Origin of the sequence: Bradyrhizobium sp. CCGUVB1N3, assembly GCF_024199925.1 — a bacterium.
In the GTDB taxonomy this organism is placed as follows: Bacteria; Pseudomonadota; Alphaproteobacteria; order Rhizobiales; family Xanthobacteraceae; genus Bradyrhizobium.
The window spans coordinates 9,182,718-9,203,563 of sequence record NZ_JANADR010000001.1 but is presented as its reverse complement, the minus strand read 5'-3'; the positions used below and the strand labels follow the sequence as shown (position 1 = coordinate 9,203,563).

The following is a 20,846-nucleotide window of genomic DNA, read 5'->3' as shown; positions in this document are numbered from 1 at the left end:
CACTTTTCCGGATCATGCCTCAGTGCGACATCATAACCCAACAGGGTGGCTCGCCGATGACGGTCTTGGTCACGCCGCCCCAGACGATCTCGTTCAGGCGGGAATGCTGATAGGCTCCCATGACGATCGCATCGATGGCGTGCTCACCTGCCCAGCTCCCGAGCACCTTGCCGATCGAGCTGCCGTCGATCCTGACGGGTTCAAAGGACGCAGGCACCCCGTGCTCCCTGAGATGGTCGACGAGACCGGCCCCGGATCTCATGACGTCATCGGTCTGTTCGTCCGTGACGGTGACGATCCGAACCGAGGCCGCCGCCTGCAGGATCGGCAGCGCATCGCCCACCGCCCGCGCCGCGCGCGCAGAATGGTCCCACGCGATCATGACGTTCTCGAATTCAACCCGCAGCTTGTCGGCATGGGCTTCGGGACAGAGCAAAAGAGGCCGCCCGGATTCGAAAATCAACTGCTCGATCAGGCGTTCCGAACGGCTGTCGTTGGCCTTGACCGGGACCAGCGTGAGATCGCTGTAACGCGCGCGCTCCGCGACCGCCGACGCAATCGCCTCCGCCTGAAGTTTGTGCAACTGGCTGTCAGCCCGAATGCCCAAGCGGGATGCGGCCGTCCTGAACGCATTCAGGAGATCCTGCGCCCTCGTCACACTGCGCACGGCCTGAGCCTGCGCTGAATTGTCCAGATCGGACGAGATCACCACTTTTGGCCGGACGAGAATATCCTCCTCCACGGCGAACGCGGTGATCTTCGCACCGAGATCGGCGGCTGCCGCCACGCATGTCTCGATCGCGGCCAGTGCCGGCTTGCTCGGCTCACCAACAAGCGGCAGAAAGACGTCCTTGATGGGCATCGGGATTCTCCTCTGTCGGTCAAAATAGACCGCCTTCCCACCCCGCCCTTGATCCTTGTCAAGGCCAAGGGGGACCACCGGCCGGCAAGCCGACGACGAGACTTGATGGGCGTCAAGGACTTGCCGTGTTCCCACGCTAGAGTGGGCACAATCGCTGCGATGCGCTCCGGAGAAACTGATGCGTGCGATGGTGCTGCCCGGCCCGCGAGCGCGGTTCCGGATGGATGAGCGGCCCGACCCGATTCCCGGCGACGGCCAGATCCGGGTGAAGGTCAGCGCCTGCGGCGTATGCCGTACCGACCTTCATGTGGTTGACGGCGAATTGCCAGACATCCGCTATCCGATCGTCCCCGGCCATGAGATCGTCGGCCGCGTCGATCTCATCGGGCCCAATGTGACGACGCATCGGCTGGGGGATCGCGTCGGCATCCCCTGGCTCGGCTATACCTGCGGCACCTGCCGGTTCTGCCGCGAAGGCATGGAAAATCTCTGCGACCATCCATTGTTCACCGGCTGCACCCGCGACGGCGGCTATGCGACGCATGCCATTGCCGATGCACGCTATGCATTTCCGCTTGGCGAGGATGGCGACGACGTGGCGATTGCGCCGCTGCTGTGCGCGGGCCTGATCGGCTGGCGTTCGCTGGTGATGGCAGGACACGCGGAAAGGCTCGGAATCTATGGCTTCGGAGCCGCGGGCCACATCGTCGCCCAGGTCGCGGCATGGCAGGGGCGATCGGTCTATGGGTTTACGCGCCGCGGCGACATCGCGGCGCAGAATTTTGCGCGCAAGCTCGGCGCCGTCTGGGCAGGCGCATCGGACGAGCTACCTGACGCACCGCTCGACGCCGCGATCATCTACGCGCCTGCCGGCGAGCTCGTGCCGGCCGCCTTGCGCGCGGTCCGCAAAGGCGGCCGCGTGGTCTGCGCCGGGATTCACATGAGCGACATTCCGAGCTTTCCCTACAGCCTGCTCTGGGAGGAACGGCAGCTGCTTTCCGTCGCCAACTTGACCCGTCAGGATGGATTGGATTTTCTGAAAATTGCGCCGCAGGCCGGCGTCTGGACCGAGACAACCGTCTTTGCGCTGAGCGAGGCCAACGAGGTTCTGGACAGGTTGCGGAGCGGGCAGATCCTGGGAGCGGCCGTGCTGCGGCCTTGACGATATCGGCACATGACGACCTCTCACAAAGACACGTCGACCCAGGAGCGGATCTTCGCATTCCTGACCGATCCGACGACGCATCCCGGCGTCACGCGGATCGATACGCATGCTGCTTCGGTTTTTCTCGACGGCAACCGCGCATTGAAGATCAAGCGGGCGGTCCGCTTTCCCTTCCTCGACTATTCGACGCTGGAGAAGAGAAAGGCGGCCTGCGAGGAGGAAATCAGGATCAACCAGCCCTTGGCGCCGCAGATCTACCGGGGCGTGGTGGCGATCACGGAGGAGCGTGACGGCTCGCTGAGGATTGGAGGAGAAGGCCCGGCAATCGAGTTCGCCGTGGACATGACCCGCTTCGACGAAAGCCGGACGCTGGATCATCTGGCAAAGGCGGGCCCGCTGGATGTGCAGCTCGCCACGGGCATCGCCGATGCGATCGCGGCCTCGCACGCGGTCGCAGCGCGCCTCGAGGCACCACGCTGGATTGGAACCATCCCGGCGCTCATCGACGGAAATAGCGCGGGTCTGCGGCGCGGCGGCCATGTCTCGACGACCGAGATCGACGAGTTGGCACGGGCTTCACACCACGCATTCCTGCGCGTTCGGGACCTGCTAGACGATCGCGGACGCCGGGGTTTCGTGCGACGCTGCCACGGCGATCTGCATCTGGGAAACATCGTGCTGATCGACAACCAGCCAACTCTGTTCGATGCCATCGAGTTCGATCCGGAGATGGCTTCGATCGACGTGTTCTATGATCTCGGATTCACGCTGATGGACCTGCTGCATCATGAGCAGCAGTCGGCCGCAAATGTGATCCTCAATCGCTACCTCGTCACCACCGAGCCCGAAAACGACGAGGCGCTCGGCGCGCTTCCCCTGTTCATGTCCATCCGCGCGGCGATCCGCGCCCAGGTGCAGCTCGCGAAGCTGGCGCGGCCGCACGCTGATGAGAGCGTGATCATCGAAGATGCGCGCCTCTATTTTCGACTGGCCCAGGCGCTGATCAATCCGCCGGCTCCCCGCTTGATCGCGGTCGGCGGCCTTTCGGGGACCGGAAAATCGCTGCTCGCGCGCATGCTCGCGCCCCTCGTCCCGCCACGGCCGGGAGCCGTCGTGCTGCGCAGCGACGTTGTTCGAAAACAACTGTTCGGGGTCAACGAAACAGACCGGCTGCCGCAATCCGCCTATCAGCCCGATGTTACCGCGCGGGTCTATGATGCCCTGGCCGAGCGCGCGCGGCGCATTCTGGCGCAGGGACATTCGGTCATCGTCGATGCGGTCTTTGCGCAGCAATCCGAGCGGAACGAGATGGCCACATTGGCGTGGGCGTGCAACGTCCCTCTGAGCGGGCTCTTCCTGGTTGCGGACCTGGCAACGCGCCAGGCGCGTATCGGCAGCCGGCGGGACGATGCGTCCGATGCAACGCGAGAGGTTGCCGAGCTTCAGGAGCGCTATAATATCGGCGATCTGGACTGGAGAATCGTCGACGCCTCAGGGACACCAGAGCAGACACGCGACCGTTGCCGGATCGGGATGGCGGGGGACAGGTAAGCAAGACGATGGCGCGACCCATCACGACACCGGAGGCCCGCGTCAAGCCGGCATCGGCACGGAACACCTCGCCGGCCCGCCTCAGTGCCGGAATGGCCTGCGATACCGCATTTCGAATCGTAGCCCGCCGTCACCTCAATGCGGTCATGGCCCAGCACGAGGGAACATGCAGCGGCGATCCCGACGCCCTGCACCAGATACGCATCGCGCTCACACATCTTCGCACCGCCATCCGTTTCTTTTCTCCCATGGTCGACGATACCGTGCGGCCTGTCGTCTGGACCGAGCTGAAATGGCTGCACAGGCAACTCGGCATGGTGCGCGATCTCGATGTCGCGATCGAGCGCATAGTTGCTGCCAGCGGCGAGGAGCTGGCCCTGATCGCGCAGCTTCAGTCGTGGCAGGAAAAGCGGGCCGAAAGCCATCGTCTTCTGGCGCGGGCGTTGCAATCGGCCCGCTATCGCCGCCTGATCGAGCAGACATCCGGCTGGATCGAGAGCGGGCCCTGGTCAACCAGACGAACCAAGGAGGCCATCAGATTGCGCCGCGCCCAGCTCGCCGAACATGCAGGCCAGCGGCTGGCGGAGTGGGAAAGGATCCTTCTGAAGAAGTCGCGCAAGCTCGACGAGCTCGGTGTGAAGAAGCGGCATCGCTTGCGGCTTCGCAACAAGCGGTTGACCTATGCGGTTGAATCCCTCGAAGACCTGTTCGTCGATGAGTCGCTTGAGAAGCGGAAGGCTATCCTCAAACAGCTGCGCCGGGCACAACGTAGCCTTGGGCAGCTCAATGACGATGCAAGAGGCCGCGCGCTTGCCAAGGCGCTCGATGGCGAGGGGTCGCCCGTCAGCCTCCACTTCCTCGGTCGCAAGCGCGAGAAGAAACTGTTGCAGACGGCGGCGACCGCCTACAGGAAGCTCGACAAGGCGAGGCCTTTTCGAGCCTCCGGATTGACGCTCGGCACGGAGCCCGCCGACTAGCTCAGGACGTAGTCGCCGGGTGCATTCGGCAGATGATCAGCCCGCTGGAGGATCAAGGTCTTTCCGGCGCTCATGGCTCACATATCGTTCGCACTCCTCGTTCGCACTCCCGATTTCGGGCTCAATCGCGAGACGCAACATTGAAGAGGCCGATGGTCGTCGCGATCACTCTGTCGCCGTGCCTGAACAGCCGATCGCAGTCGCGGCGGATGAAATCGAGTTGATGCTGTCCGCATTCGGCGCAGAGCGTCCTCCAGTCCTTGACCGAGTGCGAGGCGGCCAGTTTCGAGAGGAACTCCGCGTACAAATGCGTCTCGGTCTGCGTCCGGTCCAGGAACTCGTTGGCGACGAAGACAACCTCGTCGAGGAACAGTCGTTGCGCGCTGAACATGAGATCGCACGCACGCCGGTTCGCCTCCGCGACCTGCCGGGCGGGATCCGATACCAGCTTCTCGGGCGAAAAATCCTGCAGTCTGGCGAGTTCGCTCAAGGTGACCTCCTCGCTGGCCCCCCGGACTTTCAGTTCCAGAATATGACCTTGGGCCTGGCGCACCTTGAGCTGCGTCAAGTGCGGCGGCGCCCCTCGCCGATTGACCTGCGTCAAATCGCCAAGTCCAGCCAGCACTAAGCTCACAACATCGAATTCCTGCCAGGACATGCGGAGCTACACCATGCGCGCCCACCAGATCATGACCCGGTCCGTCATCTCGGTCACGCCCGACACCACCATCGTCGAAGCCGCAAACATCATGCTGAAGCGCCATGTCAGCGGTCTTCCCGTGGTCGATGGGACCGGCAAGCTGGTCGGCGTCGTGTCGGAGGGCGACTTCATCCGACGCAGCGAGATCGGCACCCAACGCAAGCGTGGCCGCTGGCTGAAATTCATCCTCGGCCCCGGCCAATCGGCCAGCGATTTCGTTCAGGAACACGGCCGCAAGGTTTCCGAGGTGATGACGACCTCACCCGTGACCATCACCGAGGATACGGCGCTTGCCGAGATCGTCGACATCATGGAGCAGAACAACATCAAGCGCCTGCCCGTGGTGCGGGGCGACAAGGTCGTCGGCCTCGTCTCCCGCGCCAACCTGCTCCAGGCAGTCGCGAGCCTTGCCCGCCAGGTGCCCGATCCCACGGCGGACGACGATCACATTCGCGGCCGCATCATCGACGCGATGGAAAAGAACGACTGGTGCCCGTTCGGACTGAACGTCATCGTCCGCGACGGCATCGTCCACCTGAGCGGCGTCATCACGGACGAGAGCGCGCGCCGGGCGGCAATCGTCTTGACCGAGAATATCGACGGCGTGAAGAACGTGCACGACCATCTGTGCTGGGTCGATACTATCTCCGGCGTCTATCTGAATTCACCGGAGGACGACGATCTCGCCAAGGCGAGCTGACAAGGCGGGCGGATAAGGCAGGCTGATCGGTATTTCAGCGTGGAATTACGGCGGTGGCTTCGATTTCGACGCGCGCCGCCTTCTCGACCAGCCTGACGACCTGTACCAGCGCCATCGCCGGATAATGCGCGCCAAAAATCTCCCGGTAAATCCGGCCGAGCGACTTCAGGTTGGCCAGGTACTCGTCCATGTCAACGACGTACCATGTGAGACGCACGAGGTGCTCCGGCCGCGCGCCTCCCTCCGCGAGGATCGCCGCGATGTTGCTCAACGCCTGACGAACCTGCGCGACAAAGCCATCCGCAAGGCGCTCTTCTGCGTCCCAGCCGATCACCCCGCCGGTGACGACGATGCGTCCTTCCGCGGCCACGCCGTTGGCATAACCCTTCGGCATCGGCCAGCCGGAGGGCTGCAGGATCCGGGTCGGAGACGCATCTTCCCTGATCGGCAGCGATGCAAGCTGCGGACTGTTCGGCGTTGTTGCAGACAATCGTCCATTCCTCTCTTATTTGATCTCGACGCCAGGCGACGAAGCCGCCGCCTGCGCCATCTGCCGCAGGGCGAAGCGCTTCAACTTGCCCGTCTCGGTCTTTGGCAATTGCGTCACGAACTCGATCGCGCGCGGATACTTGTAAGGCGCGATCTCGCGCTTGACATGCTCTTGCAGCTCGGTCGCAAGCCGCGCGTCCGGCACGACGCCGGGAGCGAGGATCACATACGCCTTCACGATCATGCCGCGCGCCTCATCGGGTGCTCCGACGACGCCGCATTCGGCGACCGCCGGATGCGTCATGAGCGCAGCCTCGACATCCGTACCGGCGATGTTGTAGCCGGCCGAAACGATCATGTCGTCGGAGCGCGACTGGTACCAGAAGTACCCGTCGGCATCCATCACATAGGTGTCACCGGTGATGTTCCAGCCATTGTGGACGTATTTGCGCTGCCGCTCGTCGGCAAGATAGCGGCATCCGGTCGGCCCTCGGACCGCCAGGCGCCCCATCGTGCCTGATGGCACGTCGTTGCCGTCATCATCGACGATCTTGGCCTCGTAGCCCGGCACCGGCTTGCCGGTGGCGCCGGGGCGAATCTCATCTTCCGTCGCGCTGATGAAGATGTGCAGCAATTCGGTCGAGCCGATGCCGTCCATCAATTTGATGCCCGTTGCGTTCAGCCAGGCGTCGAATGTCGGCTTGGGCAGGGTCTCGCCGGCGGAGACGCACTTGCGCAGGGACGAGATATCGCGGCCAGCGATCTTGCCGAGCATCGCACGGTACGCCGTCGGCGCCGTGAAGCAGACGGTGGTCTTGTAGCGCTCGATGGCCGCAAGAAAATCGTCCGGCGAGGTCTTCTCCAGGACGACGAAGGACGCGCCGATATGCATCGGGAACAACACGCCGCCGAAGCCAAACGTAAAGGCGAGCGGCGCCGAACCGATGAAACGATCGTCCTGCTTCGCCCGCAGGATGTTGCGCGCATAGCCATCACAGACCGCCAGCATATCCCGATGGAAATGCATGGTGCCCTTGGGGTCGCCTGTCGTGCCCGAGGTGAAGGCGATCAGGCAAACATCGTCGGACGCCGTGTCGACCGCCTCGAACTCGGGGCTCGCGTCTGCGGTCAGCGCTTCCAGCGAGTCCGCAGCACCACTGCCCCAGTAGACGACGTGCTTCAGCGCGGGCGCTGCCGCTTTCGCCTTCTCCATTTCATCGGATAACTTGCCGTCGCACAACGCCAGCGTGATCTCAGCCTTCTGAATCGGATACAGAAGCTCCTTGGCGCGCAACAACGGCATGGTCGCAACCACGATGCCGCCGGCCTTGATGACAGCAAGATAGGTCGCGACCATCATGGGATTGTTCGCCGAGCGGAGCAGGACGCGCCCGCCGCTCACGAGACCGAGCTTGCCGACCAGCACATTGGCAATGCGGTTCACGAGCTGTTGCAGCTCGCGATAGCTGTAGCTGACGGAAGGACTGATCGCGCAAGGCGCATCGCCATGCCCCTGCTCGACCCAGCGATCAAGGAAGTAACTGACGCAGTTCAATCGCGGCGGATATTGCAGCTCCGGCCGCGTGAAGACGAACTCGGGCCATAGATCGCGAGGCGGTAGATGTTGCAGAGCAAAGGTGTCGGCGTGAGCCGTCCCAGCCCTGCCGTCATATGAGCCCGGGAGTTGAACCTTGGCGGCGTTAGCCATCGCACGCTCCTTTCAGCTTGGAGAGCACCCGGCAGCACTATCTGGAAATCATTTTAGGCTTAAAATAATTTGACGCAATAGCAGATTTTGGAGATCACGCGCTTTTTCTGATGGCAGGGGGAGTTCGCCGCGGAACAGCCTACGCTCTGCGGCGCGAAGCGGATTTCTGGGCCGAGGCCTTGGTCTTGGCCAGGAGGCGCATCAATTCACGCACGTCCTTTGGCGTGAGATCGGCAAAGACGTCGGCAATCCAGGTCTCGTGTTCCGTGGCCATCTTGCGAAACTCGGCGCGGCCAAGCTTCGTCAGCCGGATGACCTGGACGCGGCGGTCGGTGTCGGACGTGCGGCGGTCGAGATGCCCGGATTCCACGAGACGTTCGACGAGTCCGGTGACATTGCCGTTGGAGACCATCATGCGCTTGGAGACGTCGGACAAGGTCATGCCGTCCGGCGCCTTGTCGAGCTGCGCCATCAGATCGAAACGAGGCAACGTAACGTCGAACCGCTCCCGAAGGCGGCCGCGCACCTCACCCTCGATCAGGGTCGTACAGGTCAACAGACGCAGCCACAGCCGAAGCTCTTCGGCGTGGTCTTCGGGAAGTTCGACAGCCTTGGTCTCGGAATCGAGCATCGTGGTGCGGTCACTATGTCACAGCACTGGCGGCGGAAGCGAGCCAACGGTCGTTTTGAGCTTCAAATAATTTCCGCTTCGCCGCAAGCCCAAAACGTGCCGAACAACCAGCGCGGGCCGAATTTCTTTAGGCTTCAAGCAATTGGCGCGCCGCTTGCATATAGCGCAGGGGTGATCGCACAGGGCTGATCGCGCGGGGTTGATGGCGCAATGCAAGATGCAGCAAGCTTCGGCTCGGCTTGCCGCGGATGCCGTCATCAGAATAAGCTTGGATCGAACGACTGTAGCGTGAGCGCGAGCATATCGGGGAAGAGATCATGAAGAAGCAACTGAAGTTGGCGGGATTGGCTCTGCTCGTCGGCGCCGCACTGGACCCGGCACTGGCGCAGGAGAAGATCAAGCTCGGCGTGATCGTGACCTTGTCGGGGCCCGCCGCCGCGCTCGGCCAGCAGGTTCGCGACGGCTTTGCGCTCGCGGTCAAGGATCTCGGCAACAAGATGGGCGGCCGCGATGTCGAGGTCGTGGTGGTCGATGACGAGCTGAAGCCGGATGCGGCGGTGACCAAGGTCAAGGGCCTGCTCGAGCGCGACAAGGTCGATTTCGTGGTCGGACCGATCTTCTCCAACATCCTGCAAGCGATCCATCGCCCCGTCACGGAGTCCAAGACATTCCTGATCAGCCCCAATGCCGGCCCGTCGACCTTTGCCGGCAAGGACTGCAGCCCGTTCTTCTACGTGACCTCCTACCAGAACGATCAGGTGCACGAGATCCTCGGCAAGGTGGCCCAGGATCGCGGCTACAAGCGCATGTATGTGATGGTGCCGAACTATCAGGCGGGCAAGGATTCCGCGGCCGGTTTCAAGCTCGACTACAAGGGCGAAATCGTCGAAGAATCCTATATGCCGCTCAACACGCTGGACTTCCAGCCTGAGCTTTCGAAGATTTCTTCGCTGAAGCCCGATGCGCTCTTCACCTTCATGCCCGGTGGCCTTGGCGTGAACCTCGTCAAGCAGTACCGGCAGGCAGGGCTTGCCGATACGATCCCGGTGCTGTCGGCCTTCACGGTGGACGAATCGACCTTGCCGGCGCAGCAGGATGCGGCCGTGGGCATGTTCGGCGGCGCGAACTGGGCGCCCAACCTCGACAATCCGCAAAACAAGAAGTTCGTCGCCGCCTATGAAGCCGCCTACAACAGCGTGCCCGGCACCTATGCTTTCCAGGCCTACGACGCCGCGATGTTGATCGACAGCGCGGTCAAGGCGGTGAAGGGCGACCTCGCCAACAAGGACGCCATGGGTGCGGCACTGAAGAAGGCCGACTTCACCTCGCTGCGCGGCTCCTTCAAATTCAACACCAACGGCTATCCGATCCAGGATTTCTATCTGACCAAGGTCGCCAAGCGCCCTGACGGAAAATTCCAGACCGAGATCGTTCAAAAGGTCTTCGAGAACTACGGCGACCGTTACGCAAAAGACTGCAAGGCGGCGAACTGAATGCCGCATTGAAGGTCGAGTAAAGGGAGGAATTCAAGTGAAGAGCGAGATCACCGGCATCACCAGGGCCAATGAGGGCATCCAGGGCATTTCCTGGAACATTCTCGGCCAGACCTATGTGCCAAAGAGCTATGCCGAGCACAGCTTTTCCTGGCATGCGACGCTGCCGCCCGGCACCTTCGTGCCGCCGCACATCCATCCGGACCAGGACGAGTATCTCTATATGCTGGAGGGAAAGCTCGACTTCGTGCTCGGCAACACCGAAGCGCAGGCGACACCTGGCGATTTGATCCGCCTCGGCATGGGCGTCCCGCACGGAATCTTCAACAAGTCGGAGCAGACGGCGAAGGTGCTGTTTTGGGTATCACCGAGCCGCAAGCTCTATGACCTGTTCTGGGGCCTTCACAACATGAAGGAGCAGAAGCCTGAGGACGTCGTCGCGATGGCAGCGGAGTTCAACATCCACTTCCTGCCCCCGCCGCCGTCCTAGGCGGAGGGCGTCGGATCACGCCCTGACCGCGGCAAGACCAGGCACCGCGGCAAAACCGGCCTTCGTCGCATAGCCCCGTACGATCGCCTCGCGCTGCGAGTAGCTCAGGACGTTCTCGACATTGTCGAAACCATCCGGCGCGAGCTGCTCGACCGCGTCGATCACCCCTTCGGGGCCGCCGCGACGATTGGAGCGGACAATCTCGGCCGTCATCGGCAGGCGCTTCTTCTCATACTCGACCAGCGCCTGGCGCGGGTGTTCGCAGCGTGCCAGCAGATCCGCAAGGCAGCGCGCATCGAGAATCGCCTGAGACGCGCCGTTCGAGCCGACCGGATACATCGGATGCGCGGCATCGCCCAGCAGCGTGACCCGCCCCGATGACCAATGGGGCAAGGGATCGCGGTCACAGGTGGGATATTCGTAGAACTCCGGCGTTGCCGAGATCAGGCTCTTGACGTCGATATAGGGCACCGAGAAGCGCGCGACGTGCGGCATCAATTCTTCACGCCGGCCCGGCCGCGACCAGTCCTCCTTGCGCGGCGGCGGCGCATTGCCCTCACCGATCTTCACCAGCACCGCCCAGTTCGTGAGGCGGCTCGCGGGGCTCGAGCCCTCCGCGATCGGATAGACCACGACCTTGGCGTTCAGGCCACCGGCGACGATCATCGACTTGCCGGTGAGAAACACCGGCCAGTCGCGCGCACCGCGCCACAGCATCAGACCGTTCCAGCAAGGCGGCCCCTCGTTGGGAAACAACGTCTCGCGCACCCGGGAATGGATGCCGTCCGCACCGATCAGGATGTCACCACGCCCCGTGTGGACGTGTCCGCCGGAGCGATCAAAGAAATAGGCGGTGACGCCGCCTTCGTCCTGGGTGAAGGCGCCGAGGCGACAGCCGGTGTGAATGATCTCGGGCCCGAGCCGCTCCTCGACCGCGCGGTGGATGACGCCCTGCAGACGGCCGCGATGAATCGAGAATTGCGGCACATCATGACCCGCGTCGATGCCGCGCGCTTCGCGCCAGACTTCCTGACCATGACGATTGAGATAATAGAGCTGGTCGGTGCAGATCGCGACCTCGTCGAGCTTCGGCAGGAGACCAAGCCCGGCAAGCTCGCGCATGGCATGCGGCAGGGTGTTGATGCCGACGCCGAGCTCGCGAATGGTATCGGCTTGTTCAAAGATCTCGCAAGCAATGCCGCGGGCCCGCAGCATCAACGCCGTGGTGAGACCTCCGATACCGCCACCGACGATAATCACCTTCATCGCCCAAACTCCACTCGATACACGCCAGGCAATGGGGTTAACGTCGCATGGGCGGTCACTCGGCCGCAAGCGACTTTATGGCGCTGGCCCTCCGCGTCACCCGGCTCTTGGGCTTAGCCTTAATTAACAACTCCTCGAAAATCCTGCCCCTCGCAAATCCTGCCGTCGCGCTGGGACTAATCCCCCCTAAAGACCGGCTTGATCTTGTTGGCGAAGGCCTCAAAAGCACGCTCGAAATCGGCCGTCGTCATGCATAAGGCCTGTGCCACAGCCTCCGCCTCGATCGCCTCTTCCACCGACATCGCCCACTCCATGGCCAGCATCCGCTTGGTCATGGTGTTGGCGAAGGTCGGGCCTTCCGCGACTTGCTTCGCTAGCAATTGTGCCTGCGGCAGAACCTGATCGGACGTGACGATGCGGCTGAAGAAGCCCCAGCGCTCACCCTCCTCCGCGGTCATGAAGCGACCGGTGTAAAGCAGCTCCGAGGCGCGCGATTGGCCGATGATCCGCGGCAGGATGGCGCAGGCGCCCATATCGCAGCCGGCGAGCCCAACCTTGTTGAACAGAAACGCGACCTTCGCACCACTTGCGGCCAGCCGCATGTCGGATGCCATCGCGACGATCGCGCCGGCGCCAGCACAGATGCCTTCAACCGCCGCGACGATCGGCTGTGGGCAGGCCCGCATCGCCTTCACGAGATCGCCCGTCATCCGCGTAAAGGCGGTGAGCCCTTTGGTATCCATCTTGACTAGAGGGCCGATGATCTCGAACACGTCGCCGCCCGAGGAGAAATTGCCGCCGGCGCCCGTGACGACGATAGCCTTCACCTCGTCATCGAATGCGCAGGCGCGGAAGAAGTCGGTGAGTTCGCGATAGCTCTCGAACGTCAGCGGATTTTTCCGGTCCGGGCGATTCAATGTGACCGTGGCCACATGGTCGACCACTGCAAGCAGGAAATGCTGAGGGGAATAATCCGCCAACGGCACGGTAACGGGATTGGCTGGTCTGCTCATGAGGACTCCCTGTCGTTCTCGTTCCGCTAGCTTGCGGACTATATTTCACCACCGGCGACTGCAATCGCCTGGCCCGTGATTGCGCCGGCGCCCTCGCCGCACAGCCAAAGCACAGCGTCTGCAACCTCGCGAGGCGTGACGAGCCGGCCTTGCGGGTTGTGCCGCGCGAGATCGGCGATCGCCTGCTCGCGGCTCCGCCCTGTCTTCTTCATGATGGTCTCGATGCTATCAGCAACGAGGTCCGTATCGGTAAAACCGGGGCAGACGGCGTTCACGGTGATATTGCTACCAGCCATTTCCAGCGCCAGCGAACGCACGAGCCCGACCACGGCGTGTTTGGCGGCCGTATAAGCGCTGACGTAGGCATAGCCCTTCAGTCCCGCAGTCGATGCAATCGCGACGACGCGGCCGTAAGGTCGATCCTTCATCCCGGGCAACACAGCCCGGACGGCGTGCACCACGCCCATGAAATTGACGTCCATCATCCGCGCAAACAGCGCAGCGTCCGATTTTGCAAACGGCGCGGACTCGGCGCTGCCAGCGTTTGCGACCAGGATGTCGATGGGCTGTCGCTCGGCCGCCTTGGCGATTGCAGCCCTCAGCGCCGCCTCATCCGAGACATCGGCGACAGCGGCATAATGCGCGGCGCCTGCCTTGACGGCGTCTTCCAGCGTCGCTGCGTTGCGGCCGAGTACGGTGACCGTGGTGCCGGCATTCGTCAAAGCTGCTGCGATGGCGCGACCGATGCCGCGGCCACCGCCCGTCACGAGCGCATGCGAAGAACGCGGCAGTCCAGACATGCGCAGCCTCCCTGAAGGCACCTGTGGATCGAGCTTTCCGGATATATTTTAAGCTTAAAATTATTGCAATGGAAGGCCCCATTTCAGCCCGGGGTCCGGGCCGGAAATTGCTTTAAGTATAAAGTTATCCCTTCCCATCCCCGGCAGGCCTGTTAGCATCGGCGGACCGAGCAAGAGGAAGCCGCGTGCAGCAACCGAGGCCGACGATAACCACGGATGGGCGCTTTGCCTATGAGGTCGCAGGCAGTCCGGATGCGGTGCCCTTGGTCTTTTTGCATGGCATCGGCGGCGCAGCGCGCGCCTGGCGCCACCAGCTTGCCACGTTCGGCAGTCGCTTTCGCGCAATTGCCTGGGATATGCCCGGTTATGGCGGGTCGAAACCGCTCCCCGAGGTCAGCATCGCCGCATTGGCGGAGGCCTTGCAGGAGTTCCTGCAACAGACCGAAGCCAAAGAGCCCGTCCTGGTTGGCCATTCGATCGGCGGGATGATCGTGCAGCAATGGCTGACGCAACATCCTCAAGCTGCACGCGCAGTGGTATTGGCGCAGACCAGCCCGGCCTTCGGCAAGGCCGACGGCGATTGGCAAAAATCGTTCATTGCAGCACGGCTTGGCCCGCTCGATCGCGGCGCGACCATGAGTTCGCTCGCCCCCTCCCTCGTCAAGGAGCTGGTTGGCGAGAATCCCGATACGAAGGGTATGGATGTCGCGCGTGACTGCATGGCCAGCGTGCCGGAGGCGAGCTATCGCGCGATGATGCTCGCCTTGATCGGATTCGACCGGCGGAGCGCACTGAGGGACATCGCGGTTCCGACACTGCTCCTGTCCGGATCCAGGGACAACAATGCGCCTGCGCCGATGATGGCGAAAATGGCCGGCTATATTCCCGCAGCTCGCTACGTGGAGATCTCCGGCGTCGGTCATCTCGCCAATCTCGAACGTCCTGATGCGTTCGACGCAGCAATCGATGATTTTCTGATATCAAGCGCGGCCAAGACACAGGCGGGCGGACAGTGACCAAGCAAGTCAGCAAGAGCAGCACAGCCGACAAGCTCGCGCTCGATGCGCCGATCTTCGATCCCGTCGCATTCCGTCTGGACGGCGAGCAGACAGCCATCATCGCGCGGGCGCAGGAGATCGGTCAGAGCGTGTTCGCCGGCCGCGCCGCAGCCTATGATCGCGACGCGGTGTTCCCGACCGAGAACTATCGCGATCTGCACCGCGTCGGCCTGCTCGGTATCGCTATTCCCAAGAAGCACGGCGGGCTGGGCGCCGATTACCAGACTTATGCGCTCGCTGCAGCCGAGATCGGCCGCTATTGCGGCGCGACCGCACTGACCTGGAACATGCATGTGTGCTCGACGCTATGGTCGGGTCCGCTGGCAGACGACCTCGACATGGACGAGGCCACGCGCGCGGAGCACGAGCGTCGTCGCGCGGTCCACTACAAGCGCATCGTCGAGGATGGTGCGATCTACTCGCAGCCGTTCTCGGAGGGCGGCGCGGCGGCCGCAGGCGGCATTGCTTTCGGCACCGAGGCGAAGCCCGTTGGCGGCGGCTGGATCATCAACGGCAAGAAGATCTTTGCTTCACTCTCGGGCCACGCCGACTACTACGGCGTTCTCTGCACCGAGGTAAAGGAAGGCGAAAAGGCTTCAAGGCGCAATACGCTCTACCTCGCCATTCCCGCCAAGGCGGAAGGCGTATCTGTGGTCGGGGATTGGGATCCGCTTGGGATGCGCGGGACGGTCTCGCGCACGCTCCTGTTCAAGGAGGTGTTCGTGCCGGAAGATGCTGCCCTGATGCCGCGCGGCGTCTATTTCCAGGCGGCAATGCGCTGGCCGCACATGTTCCTGACCTTGTCGCCGACCTATATGGGTCTGGCACAAGCCGCCTACGATTTCACCGTGCGCTATTTGCGCGGCGAGGTTCCAGGCATGCCGCCGGTCAAGCGCAGGATGTATCCGACCAAGCAGATCGCGGTCGCGCAAATGCAGATCAAGCTCGAGCAGATCAAGGCGATCTGGTTTCAGGCGGTCACGGAAGCCCGCGCCAACCCGAGCAAGGAACAGGTGTTGCGGGCCTACGCCGCGCAATATTCGGTCATGGAGGGTGCCAATGAGCTCGCAACTCTGGCGATCCGCACGTGCGGCGGCCAGGCCATGCTCAAATCATTGCCGCTGGAGCGAATCTATCGCGATAGCCGTTGCGGCTCGCTGATGCTGCCCTGGACCGCCGAGCTCTGCCTCGATCGCATCGGGCGCGAGGCGCTGTACGAGCCCGGCGAATCGGACGACTGACGGTGGATCTCTGTCATCTGATCGATCGCAACGCCGCATTCGCGCCGGACAAGCCCGCCATCCATTTCCAAGGCGAGAGCTTGAGTTATGCAGCCTTTGCCGCGCGCATCGAGCGGACCGCCGGCGCTTTGAAGGCCGGGTTCGGCGTCGGCCGCGGCGATCGCGTCGCGATCCTCAGCCTGAACCGACCCGAGCACCTCGTCCTGCTCTACGCATGCGCGCGGCTTGGCGCCATACTGGTCCCGCTAAACTGGCGGCTCGCGGTTGCCGAGCAGCTCTTCATCCTCACGGATGCCGGCGCCAAGGTGCTGGTGCTCGAAGAGGCCTTTGCCGGCGTTATTCCGGAGCTGGAGCGAAGCCTGCCGGGCGTCAGCCTTCTTGGTCTCGACTTCGCGCCGCCGCACGGCGACACGTTTGCTTCACTGCTGGAATGCGGCGACCTTGATGGGCGCAATCCGCATGCCGATCTCTCCTCCCCTCTGCTCATCGTCTACACGTCGGGTACGACCGGCCGGCCGAAGGGTGCCGTGCTGCGGCAGGAAGCGCTGTTCTGGAACGGCGTCATGAGCCAGCATATGCACAGTCTGACGTCGGACGACCACGTGCTGACAGTGCTGCCGTTTTTTCATGTCGGCGGACTCAATATCCAGACCACGCCGGCTCTGCACGTGGGTGCGACGGTTACGATTCATTCGCGTTTCACGCCGGAGGCAACGCTCGCCAGCTTCGAGCGCGATCGGCCGACGCTGACCGTCTTGGTGCCGGCGATCATCCAGGCGGTGAGCGATCATCCCGGTTGGGCTGCGGCCGATCTTTCGTCCTTGAAAGCTATCGCCACGGGATCGACCATTGTGCCGCCGCACCTGATCGAACGTTTCGTTGCGCGTGGCGTTCCGGTCTTGCAGATCTACGGCTCGACCGAGACCTGCCCGATCGCCGTCTACACCCGGTTCGGCGGCGACCTCTCGCGCACAGGCTCAACAGGCCTCCCGGGGCTCTGCTGTGAGGCGAAGGTGATCGGCGACGAGGGCGACGAGGTGCCGCCGGGCACGCCCGGCGAGATCGCGGTGCGCGGCCCCAACGTCTTCTTCGAATATTGGGGCAACGAGATTGCTACTCGCGAAGCATTGCGCGACGGCTGGTATCGCACCGGCGATATCGGCCTGTGCGACGACGACGGGTATTTCTGGATCCGGGATCGTAAGAACAACCTGATCGTCTCCGGCGGCGAAAATATCTATCCGGCCGAGGTCGAACGCGTCCTGCTGGAGCATCCCGACGTCAGCGAATGCGCCGTGATCGGCAGGCCCGATCCGCGCTGGGATGAAGTCCCGATCGCCTATGTGATCCCGCGATCGGGCCGTCGGCTCGCGGCGGACCAGTTGAAGACGCATTTGAAGACACAGCTCGCGCGCTACAAGGTTCCACGCGAGATCGTCTTTGTCGCCGACCTGCCGCGCACGGCGCTCGGCAAGGTCCAGCATTTTCTGCTGAAGCAGCTCGATGCACAGTCCCGCTCACAAGGAGAAGTCTCGTGAAGATTGCCGTACTGGGTGGTGGCAATGGCTCGTTCGCCGCGGCCGGCGATTTTGCAATGTCCGGGCACGAGGTTCGGCTCTGGCGGCGCAATGGGGATGAAGTAGCGGCCCACCGCGAGGACGGTTCGCGCATTCTCGTCAAGGACCACAATGGTCGGCACGACGCAAAGCTCGCACTGGTGACGACCGACATTGGCGAGGCGGTCAGCGGGACCGAGCTGATCCTGTGCCCCGCGCCGGCCTTTGCACAACCGGATATCGCTCGCCTGCTGGCACCGCACCTGCGGGACGGACAGGTCGTGTTTCTGCCGCCGGCAACCTTCGGCTCGATGATCTTCGCTCTGGCTCTGCGCGACTGCGGTAATCGCGCCAAGGCAAGCTTCGCCGAAACCGGCACGCTGCCCTGGCTGACGCGCAAGCATGGGCCGTTCGAGGTCGCGATTACGATCCGCGCCAAGCGACTGCCGGTCGGCGTGTTCCCGCTGAGCGAGGCGCCGCACGCGCTCGATGTGATCGGCCGCGCCTTTCCTGGTGCGATCGAACCCTGTGGAGACGCTCTCTCCGGCGCTTTGATGAACGCGGGACCGATCATTCATCCGCCGCTGATCGTCATGAACGCCGGTCCGATCGAGCATTTTGAACGCTGGGACATCCACAAGGAAGGAACACAGGCCGCGATCCGCCGGGTGACGGATGCGCTCGATGCCGAGCGTATAGCGGTGCGCGAAAAGCTCGGCTACGGAGCCCCGCACTTCCCGCTCGCCCACCATTACGCAAAGGAGGGCGAACTCTGGATGTATGGCCGCGGCTCGCACGATCGCCTCACCGACTCCGGCGATTGGCGCGAGCGGCTCGTGCTGAGAGACCACCGCTACATGCGGGAAGACCTGCGGCTCGGGCTCTCGCTCCTCGTCTCGGTGGCCGGGCTGGCCGGCGTTGCAACACCGCTCGCGAGGGCCTTTCTCGCCATCGGCGGCGCAATCTGCGGTGAGGATTTTGCGGAAGGCGGCCGCACACTCGCGGCTTTGGGGCTCGGCCACCTCAGCCAGCCTGAACTACAGAAGCTGCTGCGCGAGGGGTTCTGACCATGACATCGCGTGCCAACATTGCCTGTCTCGGCGCCGGCCGCATGGGCCGTGGAATTGCTGTGGCGTTCGCCTACGCCGGGCACGCGGTCACCATGATCGACATCAAGGCCCGCTCTGCAGAGGACTTCGCAAGGCTTGAGGCCGATGCGTTGGGCGAGGTCAGAAAAGCGTTCGCGAGTCTTGCGCGCCCGGGACTGCTCACCGATACGCAGGCAGGCACCCTTGCCACGCGTGTCTCGGTGGTTCCGGCCAGTCAAGGTGATGCAGCCCTGTCCGGCGCCGGCCTGGTCTTCGAAGGAGTCCCTGAGGTCGTCGAGCTCAAGCGCGAGGTGCTTGCCGCCGCATCAAGGCTGGTTGCGCGCGACATCATCATCGCTTCCACGACATCGACGATCCTCGTCGACGACCTCTCCAGTGCGATCGAACATCCCGGCCGCTTTCTCAACGTGCATTGGCTCAATCCGGCCTATTTGATCCCGCTCGTCGAGGTCTCGCCGGGAGCCGCCACCGATCCGGCCGTTGTCGATCAAGTCAAGGTGATGCTCGAAGGCATCGGCAAGGTGCCGGTGGTCTGCGCCGCAACGCCCGGCTTCATCGTCCCGCGCATCCAGGCACTCGCCATGAACGAGGCTGCGCGCATGGTCGAGGAAGGCGTTGCCAGCGCCGAGGAGATCGACAAGGCGATCCGCTACGGATTCGGCTTCCGCTATGCGGTCCTGGGGCTCCTGGAGTTCATCGATTGGGGCGGCGGCGATATTCTCTACTACGCCAGCCGCTATCTCGAAGGGGCGCTCGGTAGTGACCGCTATCGGGCGCCGGAGGTCATTTCCCGTAACATGCAGGAAGGCCGGATCGGACTCCGTACCGGTGCGGGCTTCCTCGACTATTCAGGCCTCGATGTCGACGCCTATCGCGAGACGCGACTCAAGGCGATGGTCGACCTGCTCCGGCACTTTGGCCTTGCGCGGCCGCCAGTGCTCGACCGCGACTAGCCGAACACGTCCTGCAGCACGCCGTCACGCACGACCGCAACGCCGTCGAGCTCGATCGTGGTTCCCATCATGGGCAGATCGAAATGCCCCGCCGTGTAGCGACCGGCAAATTCATTCGCGCCGGTCGAGAACAGGAAGTTGCCGGAGACCGCGCGCAGTTCGGTGCCGTTGGTGTCGCGTTGATCGTACATCGACAAGGCCTCATAGCGCGCGCCCGGGTTCATGCCGAAGCCGACATGCGATACCGCATAGGCCTCCCGGTCACCCCACGCGGCAAGATAGGCGCGCATCATGGCGGCGTCGGTGCCCTCACCTTCGAGTTCGACGACATAGTCGTCTTTCAACGTCATCTTCACTGGCGAAGTCAGGTAACGCTTGAAAGTGAGATTGATGTCGCCGGGAGCCATGACCAGCGTCCCGTTGATGGTCCCGCTCTTCGGAAAGCTGACGACGATGCCGCCCGGCCAATGTGCCAGCGTACCCGGCTTGTCGGTCCACCCCCAGACCCCGACAGTCGAAGCCCCGACCATGTCGACATCGAGCGCCGTGCCTGCCTTCGAGGTGACGCGCATCCGCTTCGTCCCCCGCAGCATCTTCGCCGCGGCGCGAACCCGCTTTTCTAGCGCCGGATCCGGCACCATGCGCTCGAGCGCTTCGGGGTGCTCATTGGAGATCACGAGAATTCGGGCACCGGCCTTGAGGATCTCCGGCGTCTCCACGGCGTGCATCAGGCCTTCGATGGTACAATCGACCACGAAACCAGCCTGCTGCAGGGCGCTGATGACGGGCGCCATCCGCTGGATCGCCTCACTCGCCCCGGTGGAACGGACGGGCACGATATGGCGGTTTCTCGGAGACGGCATAACGACATGGAACGGTCGTGCACCGAGACGCAGCAGAGCGAGCTCCGCCAGATGCACGTTGAGCGCACGCGACTGGGTTTCCGATAGAATAGCGGCCGTATCGCCGGCCTTGACGGCGCACCGCTCAAAAATTTCGCAGAACGCGTCGATCCATTTCGCCTCGATCCGATCTGCCAGCATGATTCACTCCCCGACTTCTCTGTTGTTGTTGTTGTTCGGTC

The 20,846-nt window shown here is 63.2% G+C and carries 20 protein-coding genes; 11 read left to right on the top strand and 9 right to left on the bottom strand.

Features of this window, described 5'->3' with window-relative positions:
- Positions 1-19: 19 nt before the first annotated feature.
- Positions 20-862, bottom strand: a complete 843-nt coding sequence (locus NLM33_RS43500) for a universal stress protein (RefSeq protein WP_254104593.1) — start codon at positions 860-862, stop codon at positions 20-22.
- A gap of 178 nt (positions 863-1,040) precedes the next feature.
- Here NLM33_RS43500 and NLM33_RS43495 point away from each other — a divergent pair, with 178 nt between their 5' ends.
- Genes NLM33_RS43495 through NLM33_RS43485 form a run of 3 tightly spaced genes read left to right on the top strand, consistent with a single transcriptional unit; the run spans position 1,041 to position 4,555 of the window.
- The gene (locus NLM33_RS43495) at positions 1,041-2,024 is read left to right on the top strand and encodes a zinc-dependent alcohol dehydrogenase family protein (protein ID WP_254104592.1); all 984 of its coding nucleotides are present in this window, start codon (positions 1,041-1,043) and stop codon (positions 2,022-2,024) included.
- A gap of 12 nt (positions 2,025-2,036) precedes the next feature.
- Positions 2,037-3,578 (top strand): bifunctional aminoglycoside phosphotransferase/ATP-binding protein, encoded by a 1,542-nt coding sequence (locus tag NLM33_RS43490; protein ID WP_254104591.1) that lies wholly within the window; start codon positions 2,037-2,039, stop codon positions 3,576-3,578.
- An 8-nt stretch (positions 3,579-3,586) separates the two neighbouring features.
- Entirely contained in the window at positions 3,587-4,555 is a 969-nt protein-coding gene (locus NLM33_RS43485; protein WP_254104590.1) for a CHAD domain-containing protein, read from the top strand.
- Positions 4,556-4,676: 121 nt separating this feature from the next.
- Here NLM33_RS43485 and NLM33_RS43480 read toward each other — a convergent pair whose 3' ends face one another.
- Positions 4,677-5,213 (bottom strand): hypothetical protein, encoded by a 537-nt coding sequence (locus tag NLM33_RS43480; protein ID WP_254104589.1) that lies wholly within the window; start codon positions 5,211-5,213, stop codon positions 4,677-4,679.
- 13 nt (positions 5,214-5,226) lie between these two features.
- Between NLM33_RS43480 and NLM33_RS43475 the strand changes: the two genes are divergently transcribed.
- The gene (locus NLM33_RS43475; protein WP_254104588.1) at positions 5,227-5,955 is read left to right on the top strand and encodes a CBS domain-containing protein; all 729 of its coding nucleotides are present in this window, start codon (positions 5,227-5,229) and stop codon (positions 5,953-5,955) included.
- Positions 5,956-5,989: 34 nt separating this feature from the next.
- On the opposite strand, the gene NLM33_RS43470 is transcribed toward NLM33_RS43475, so the two are convergent.
- From NLM33_RS43470 to NLM33_RS43460, 3 genes are all read right to left on the bottom strand, one after another.
- Complete coding sequence (locus tag NLM33_RS43470; RefSeq protein WP_254104587.1) at positions 5,990-6,445, bottom strand: RidA family protein; 456 nt, start codon at positions 6,443-6,445, stop codon at positions 5,990-5,992.
- A 15-nt stretch (positions 6,446-6,460) separates the two neighbouring features.
- Positions 6,461-8,152 (bottom strand): benzoate-CoA ligase family protein, encoded by a 1,692-nt coding sequence (locus tag NLM33_RS43465; protein WP_254104586.1) that lies wholly within the window; start codon positions 8,150-8,152, stop codon positions 6,461-6,463.
- Positions 8,153-8,291: 139 nt separating this feature from the next.
- Positions 8,292-8,783: a MarR family winged helix-turn-helix transcriptional regulator gene (locus NLM33_RS43460; RefSeq protein ID WP_254104585.1), complete on the bottom strand. Its 492-nt coding sequence runs from the start codon at positions 8,781-8,783 to the stop codon at positions 8,292-8,294.
- A 317-nt stretch (positions 8,784-9,100) separates the two neighbouring features.
- On the opposite strand from NLM33_RS43460, the gene NLM33_RS43455 reads away from it, so the two are divergent.
- Entirely contained in the window at positions 9,101-10,276 is a 1,176-nt protein-coding gene (locus tag NLM33_RS43455) for an ABC transporter substrate-binding protein (RefSeq protein WP_254104583.1), read from the top strand.
- Positions 10,277-10,313: 37 nt separating this feature from the next.
- Positions 10,314-10,766 (top strand): cupin domain-containing protein, encoded by a 453-nt coding sequence (locus tag NLM33_RS43450; RefSeq protein WP_254104582.1) that lies wholly within the window; start codon positions 10,314-10,316, stop codon positions 10,764-10,766.
- Between the two features lie 15 nt (positions 10,767-10,781).
- Here NLM33_RS43450 and NLM33_RS43445 read toward each other — a convergent pair whose 3' ends face one another.
- From NLM33_RS43445 to NLM33_RS43435, 3 genes are all read right to left on the bottom strand, one after another.
- Entirely contained in the window at positions 10,782-12,032 is a 1,251-nt protein-coding gene (locus tag NLM33_RS43445; RefSeq protein WP_254104580.1) for a flavin-dependent oxidoreductase, read from the bottom strand.
- Between the two features lie 176 nt (positions 12,033-12,208).
- Positions 12,209-13,045 (bottom strand): enoyl-CoA hydratase family protein, encoded by an 837-nt coding sequence (locus NLM33_RS43440; RefSeq protein ID WP_254104579.1) that lies wholly within the window; start codon positions 13,043-13,045, stop codon positions 12,209-12,211.
- Positions 13,046-13,083: 38 nt separating this feature from the next.
- Entirely contained in the window at positions 13,084-13,845 is a 762-nt protein-coding gene (locus tag NLM33_RS43435) for an SDR family NAD(P)-dependent oxidoreductase (RefSeq protein ID WP_254104578.1), read from the bottom strand.
- A 185-nt stretch (positions 13,846-14,030) separates the two neighbouring features.
- On the opposite strand from NLM33_RS43435, the gene NLM33_RS43430 reads away from it, so the two are divergent.
- From NLM33_RS43430 to NLM33_RS43410, 5 genes are read left to right on the top strand one after another with little or no spacing between them, the layout of a single operon-like run.
- On the top strand, positions 14,031-14,861 hold the full coding sequence (locus tag NLM33_RS43430; RefSeq protein WP_254104577.1) for an alpha/beta fold hydrolase: 831 nt from the start codon (positions 14,031-14,033) through the stop codon (positions 14,859-14,861).
- Positions 14,858-16,144: an acyl-CoA dehydrogenase family protein gene (locus NLM33_RS43425; protein WP_254104575.1), complete on the top strand. Its 1,287-nt coding sequence runs from the start codon at positions 14,858-14,860 to the stop codon at positions 16,142-16,144. The genes NLM33_RS43430 and NLM33_RS43425 overlap by 4 nt, the downstream gene beginning before the upstream one ends.
- Before the next feature lie 2 nt (positions 16,145-16,146).
- Entirely contained in the window at positions 16,147-17,682 is a 1,536-nt protein-coding gene (locus tag NLM33_RS43420) for a class I adenylate-forming enzyme family protein (protein ID WP_254104574.1), read from the top strand.
- A complete protein-coding gene (locus NLM33_RS43415) occupies positions 17,679-18,767 on the top strand; it encodes an NAD/NADP-dependent octopine/nopaline dehydrogenase family protein (RefSeq protein ID WP_254104573.1) in 1,089 nt (362 codons plus the stop codon). The genes NLM33_RS43420 and NLM33_RS43415 overlap by 4 nt, the downstream gene beginning before the upstream one ends.
- Before the next feature lie 2 nt (positions 18,768-18,769).
- Positions 18,770-19,762, top strand: coding sequence for a 3-hydroxybutyryl-CoA dehydrogenase (locus tag NLM33_RS43410; protein WP_254104572.1), 993 nt, complete (start codon positions 18,770-18,772; stop codon positions 19,760-19,762).
- On the opposite strand, the gene NLM33_RS43405 is transcribed toward NLM33_RS43410, so the two are convergent.
- Positions 19,759-20,805, bottom strand: a complete 1,047-nt coding sequence (locus NLM33_RS43405; RefSeq protein ID WP_254104571.1) for a peptidase M29 — start codon at positions 20,803-20,805, stop codon at positions 19,759-19,761. The two genes, NLM33_RS43410 and NLM33_RS43405, sit on opposite strands and share 4 nt — an antisense overlap.
- Positions 20,806-20,846: the final 41 nt, after the last annotated feature.

Excerpts from the sequence above, each read along its gene's own strand:
- NLM33_RS43500 (WP_254104593.1), bottom strand. The coding sequence starts at position 862 with ATGCCCATCAAGGACGTCTTTCTGCCGCTTGTTGGTGAGCCGAGCAAG.
- NLM33_RS43495 (WP_254104592.1), top strand. The coding sequence starts at position 1,041 with ATGCGTGCGATGGTGCTGCCCGGCCCGCGAGCGCGGTTCCGGATGGAT.
- NLM33_RS43490 (WP_254104591.1), top strand. The coding sequence starts at position 2,037 with ATGACGACCTCTCACAAAGACACGTCGACCCAGGAGCGGATCTTCGCA.
- NLM33_RS43485 (WP_254104590.1), top strand. The coding sequence starts at position 3,587 with ATGGCGCGACCCATCACGACACCGGAGGCCCGCGTCAAGCCGGCATCG.
- NLM33_RS43480 (WP_254104589.1), bottom strand. The coding sequence starts at position 5,213 with ATGTCCTGGCAGGAATTCGATGTTGTGAGCTTAGTGCTGGCTGGACTT.
- NLM33_RS43475 (WP_254104588.1), top strand. The coding sequence starts at position 5,227 with ATGCGCGCCCACCAGATCATGACCCGGTCCGTCATCTCGGTCACGCCC.
- NLM33_RS43465 (WP_254104586.1), bottom strand. The coding sequence starts at position 8,152 with ATGGCTAACGCCGCCAAGGTTCAACTCCCGGGCTCATATGACGGCAGG.
- NLM33_RS43460 (WP_254104585.1), bottom strand. The coding sequence starts at position 8,783 with ATGCTCGATTCCGAGACCAAGGCTGTCGAACTTCCCGAAGACCACGCC.
- NLM33_RS43455 (WP_254104583.1), top strand. The coding sequence starts at position 9,101 with ATGAAGAAGCAACTGAAGTTGGCGGGATTGGCTCTGCTCGTCGGCGCC.
- NLM33_RS43445 (WP_254104580.1), bottom strand. The coding sequence starts at position 12,032 with ATGAAGGTGATTATCGTCGGTGGCGGTATCGGAGGTCTCACCACGGCG.
- NLM33_RS43440 (WP_254104579.1), bottom strand. The coding sequence starts at position 13,045 with ATGAGCAGACCAGCCAATCCCGTTACCGTGCCGTTGGCGGATTATTCC.
- NLM33_RS43435 (WP_254104578.1), bottom strand. The coding sequence starts at position 13,845 with ATGTCTGGACTGCCGCGTTCTTCGCATGCGCTCGTGACGGGCGGTGGC.
- NLM33_RS43410 (WP_254104572.1), top strand. The coding sequence starts at position 18,770 with ATGACATCGCGTGCCAACATTGCCTGTCTCGGCGCCGGCCGCATGGGC.
- NLM33_RS43405 (WP_254104571.1), bottom strand. The coding sequence starts at position 20,805 with ATGCTGGCAGATCGGATCGAGGCGAAATGGATCGACGCGTTCTGCGAA.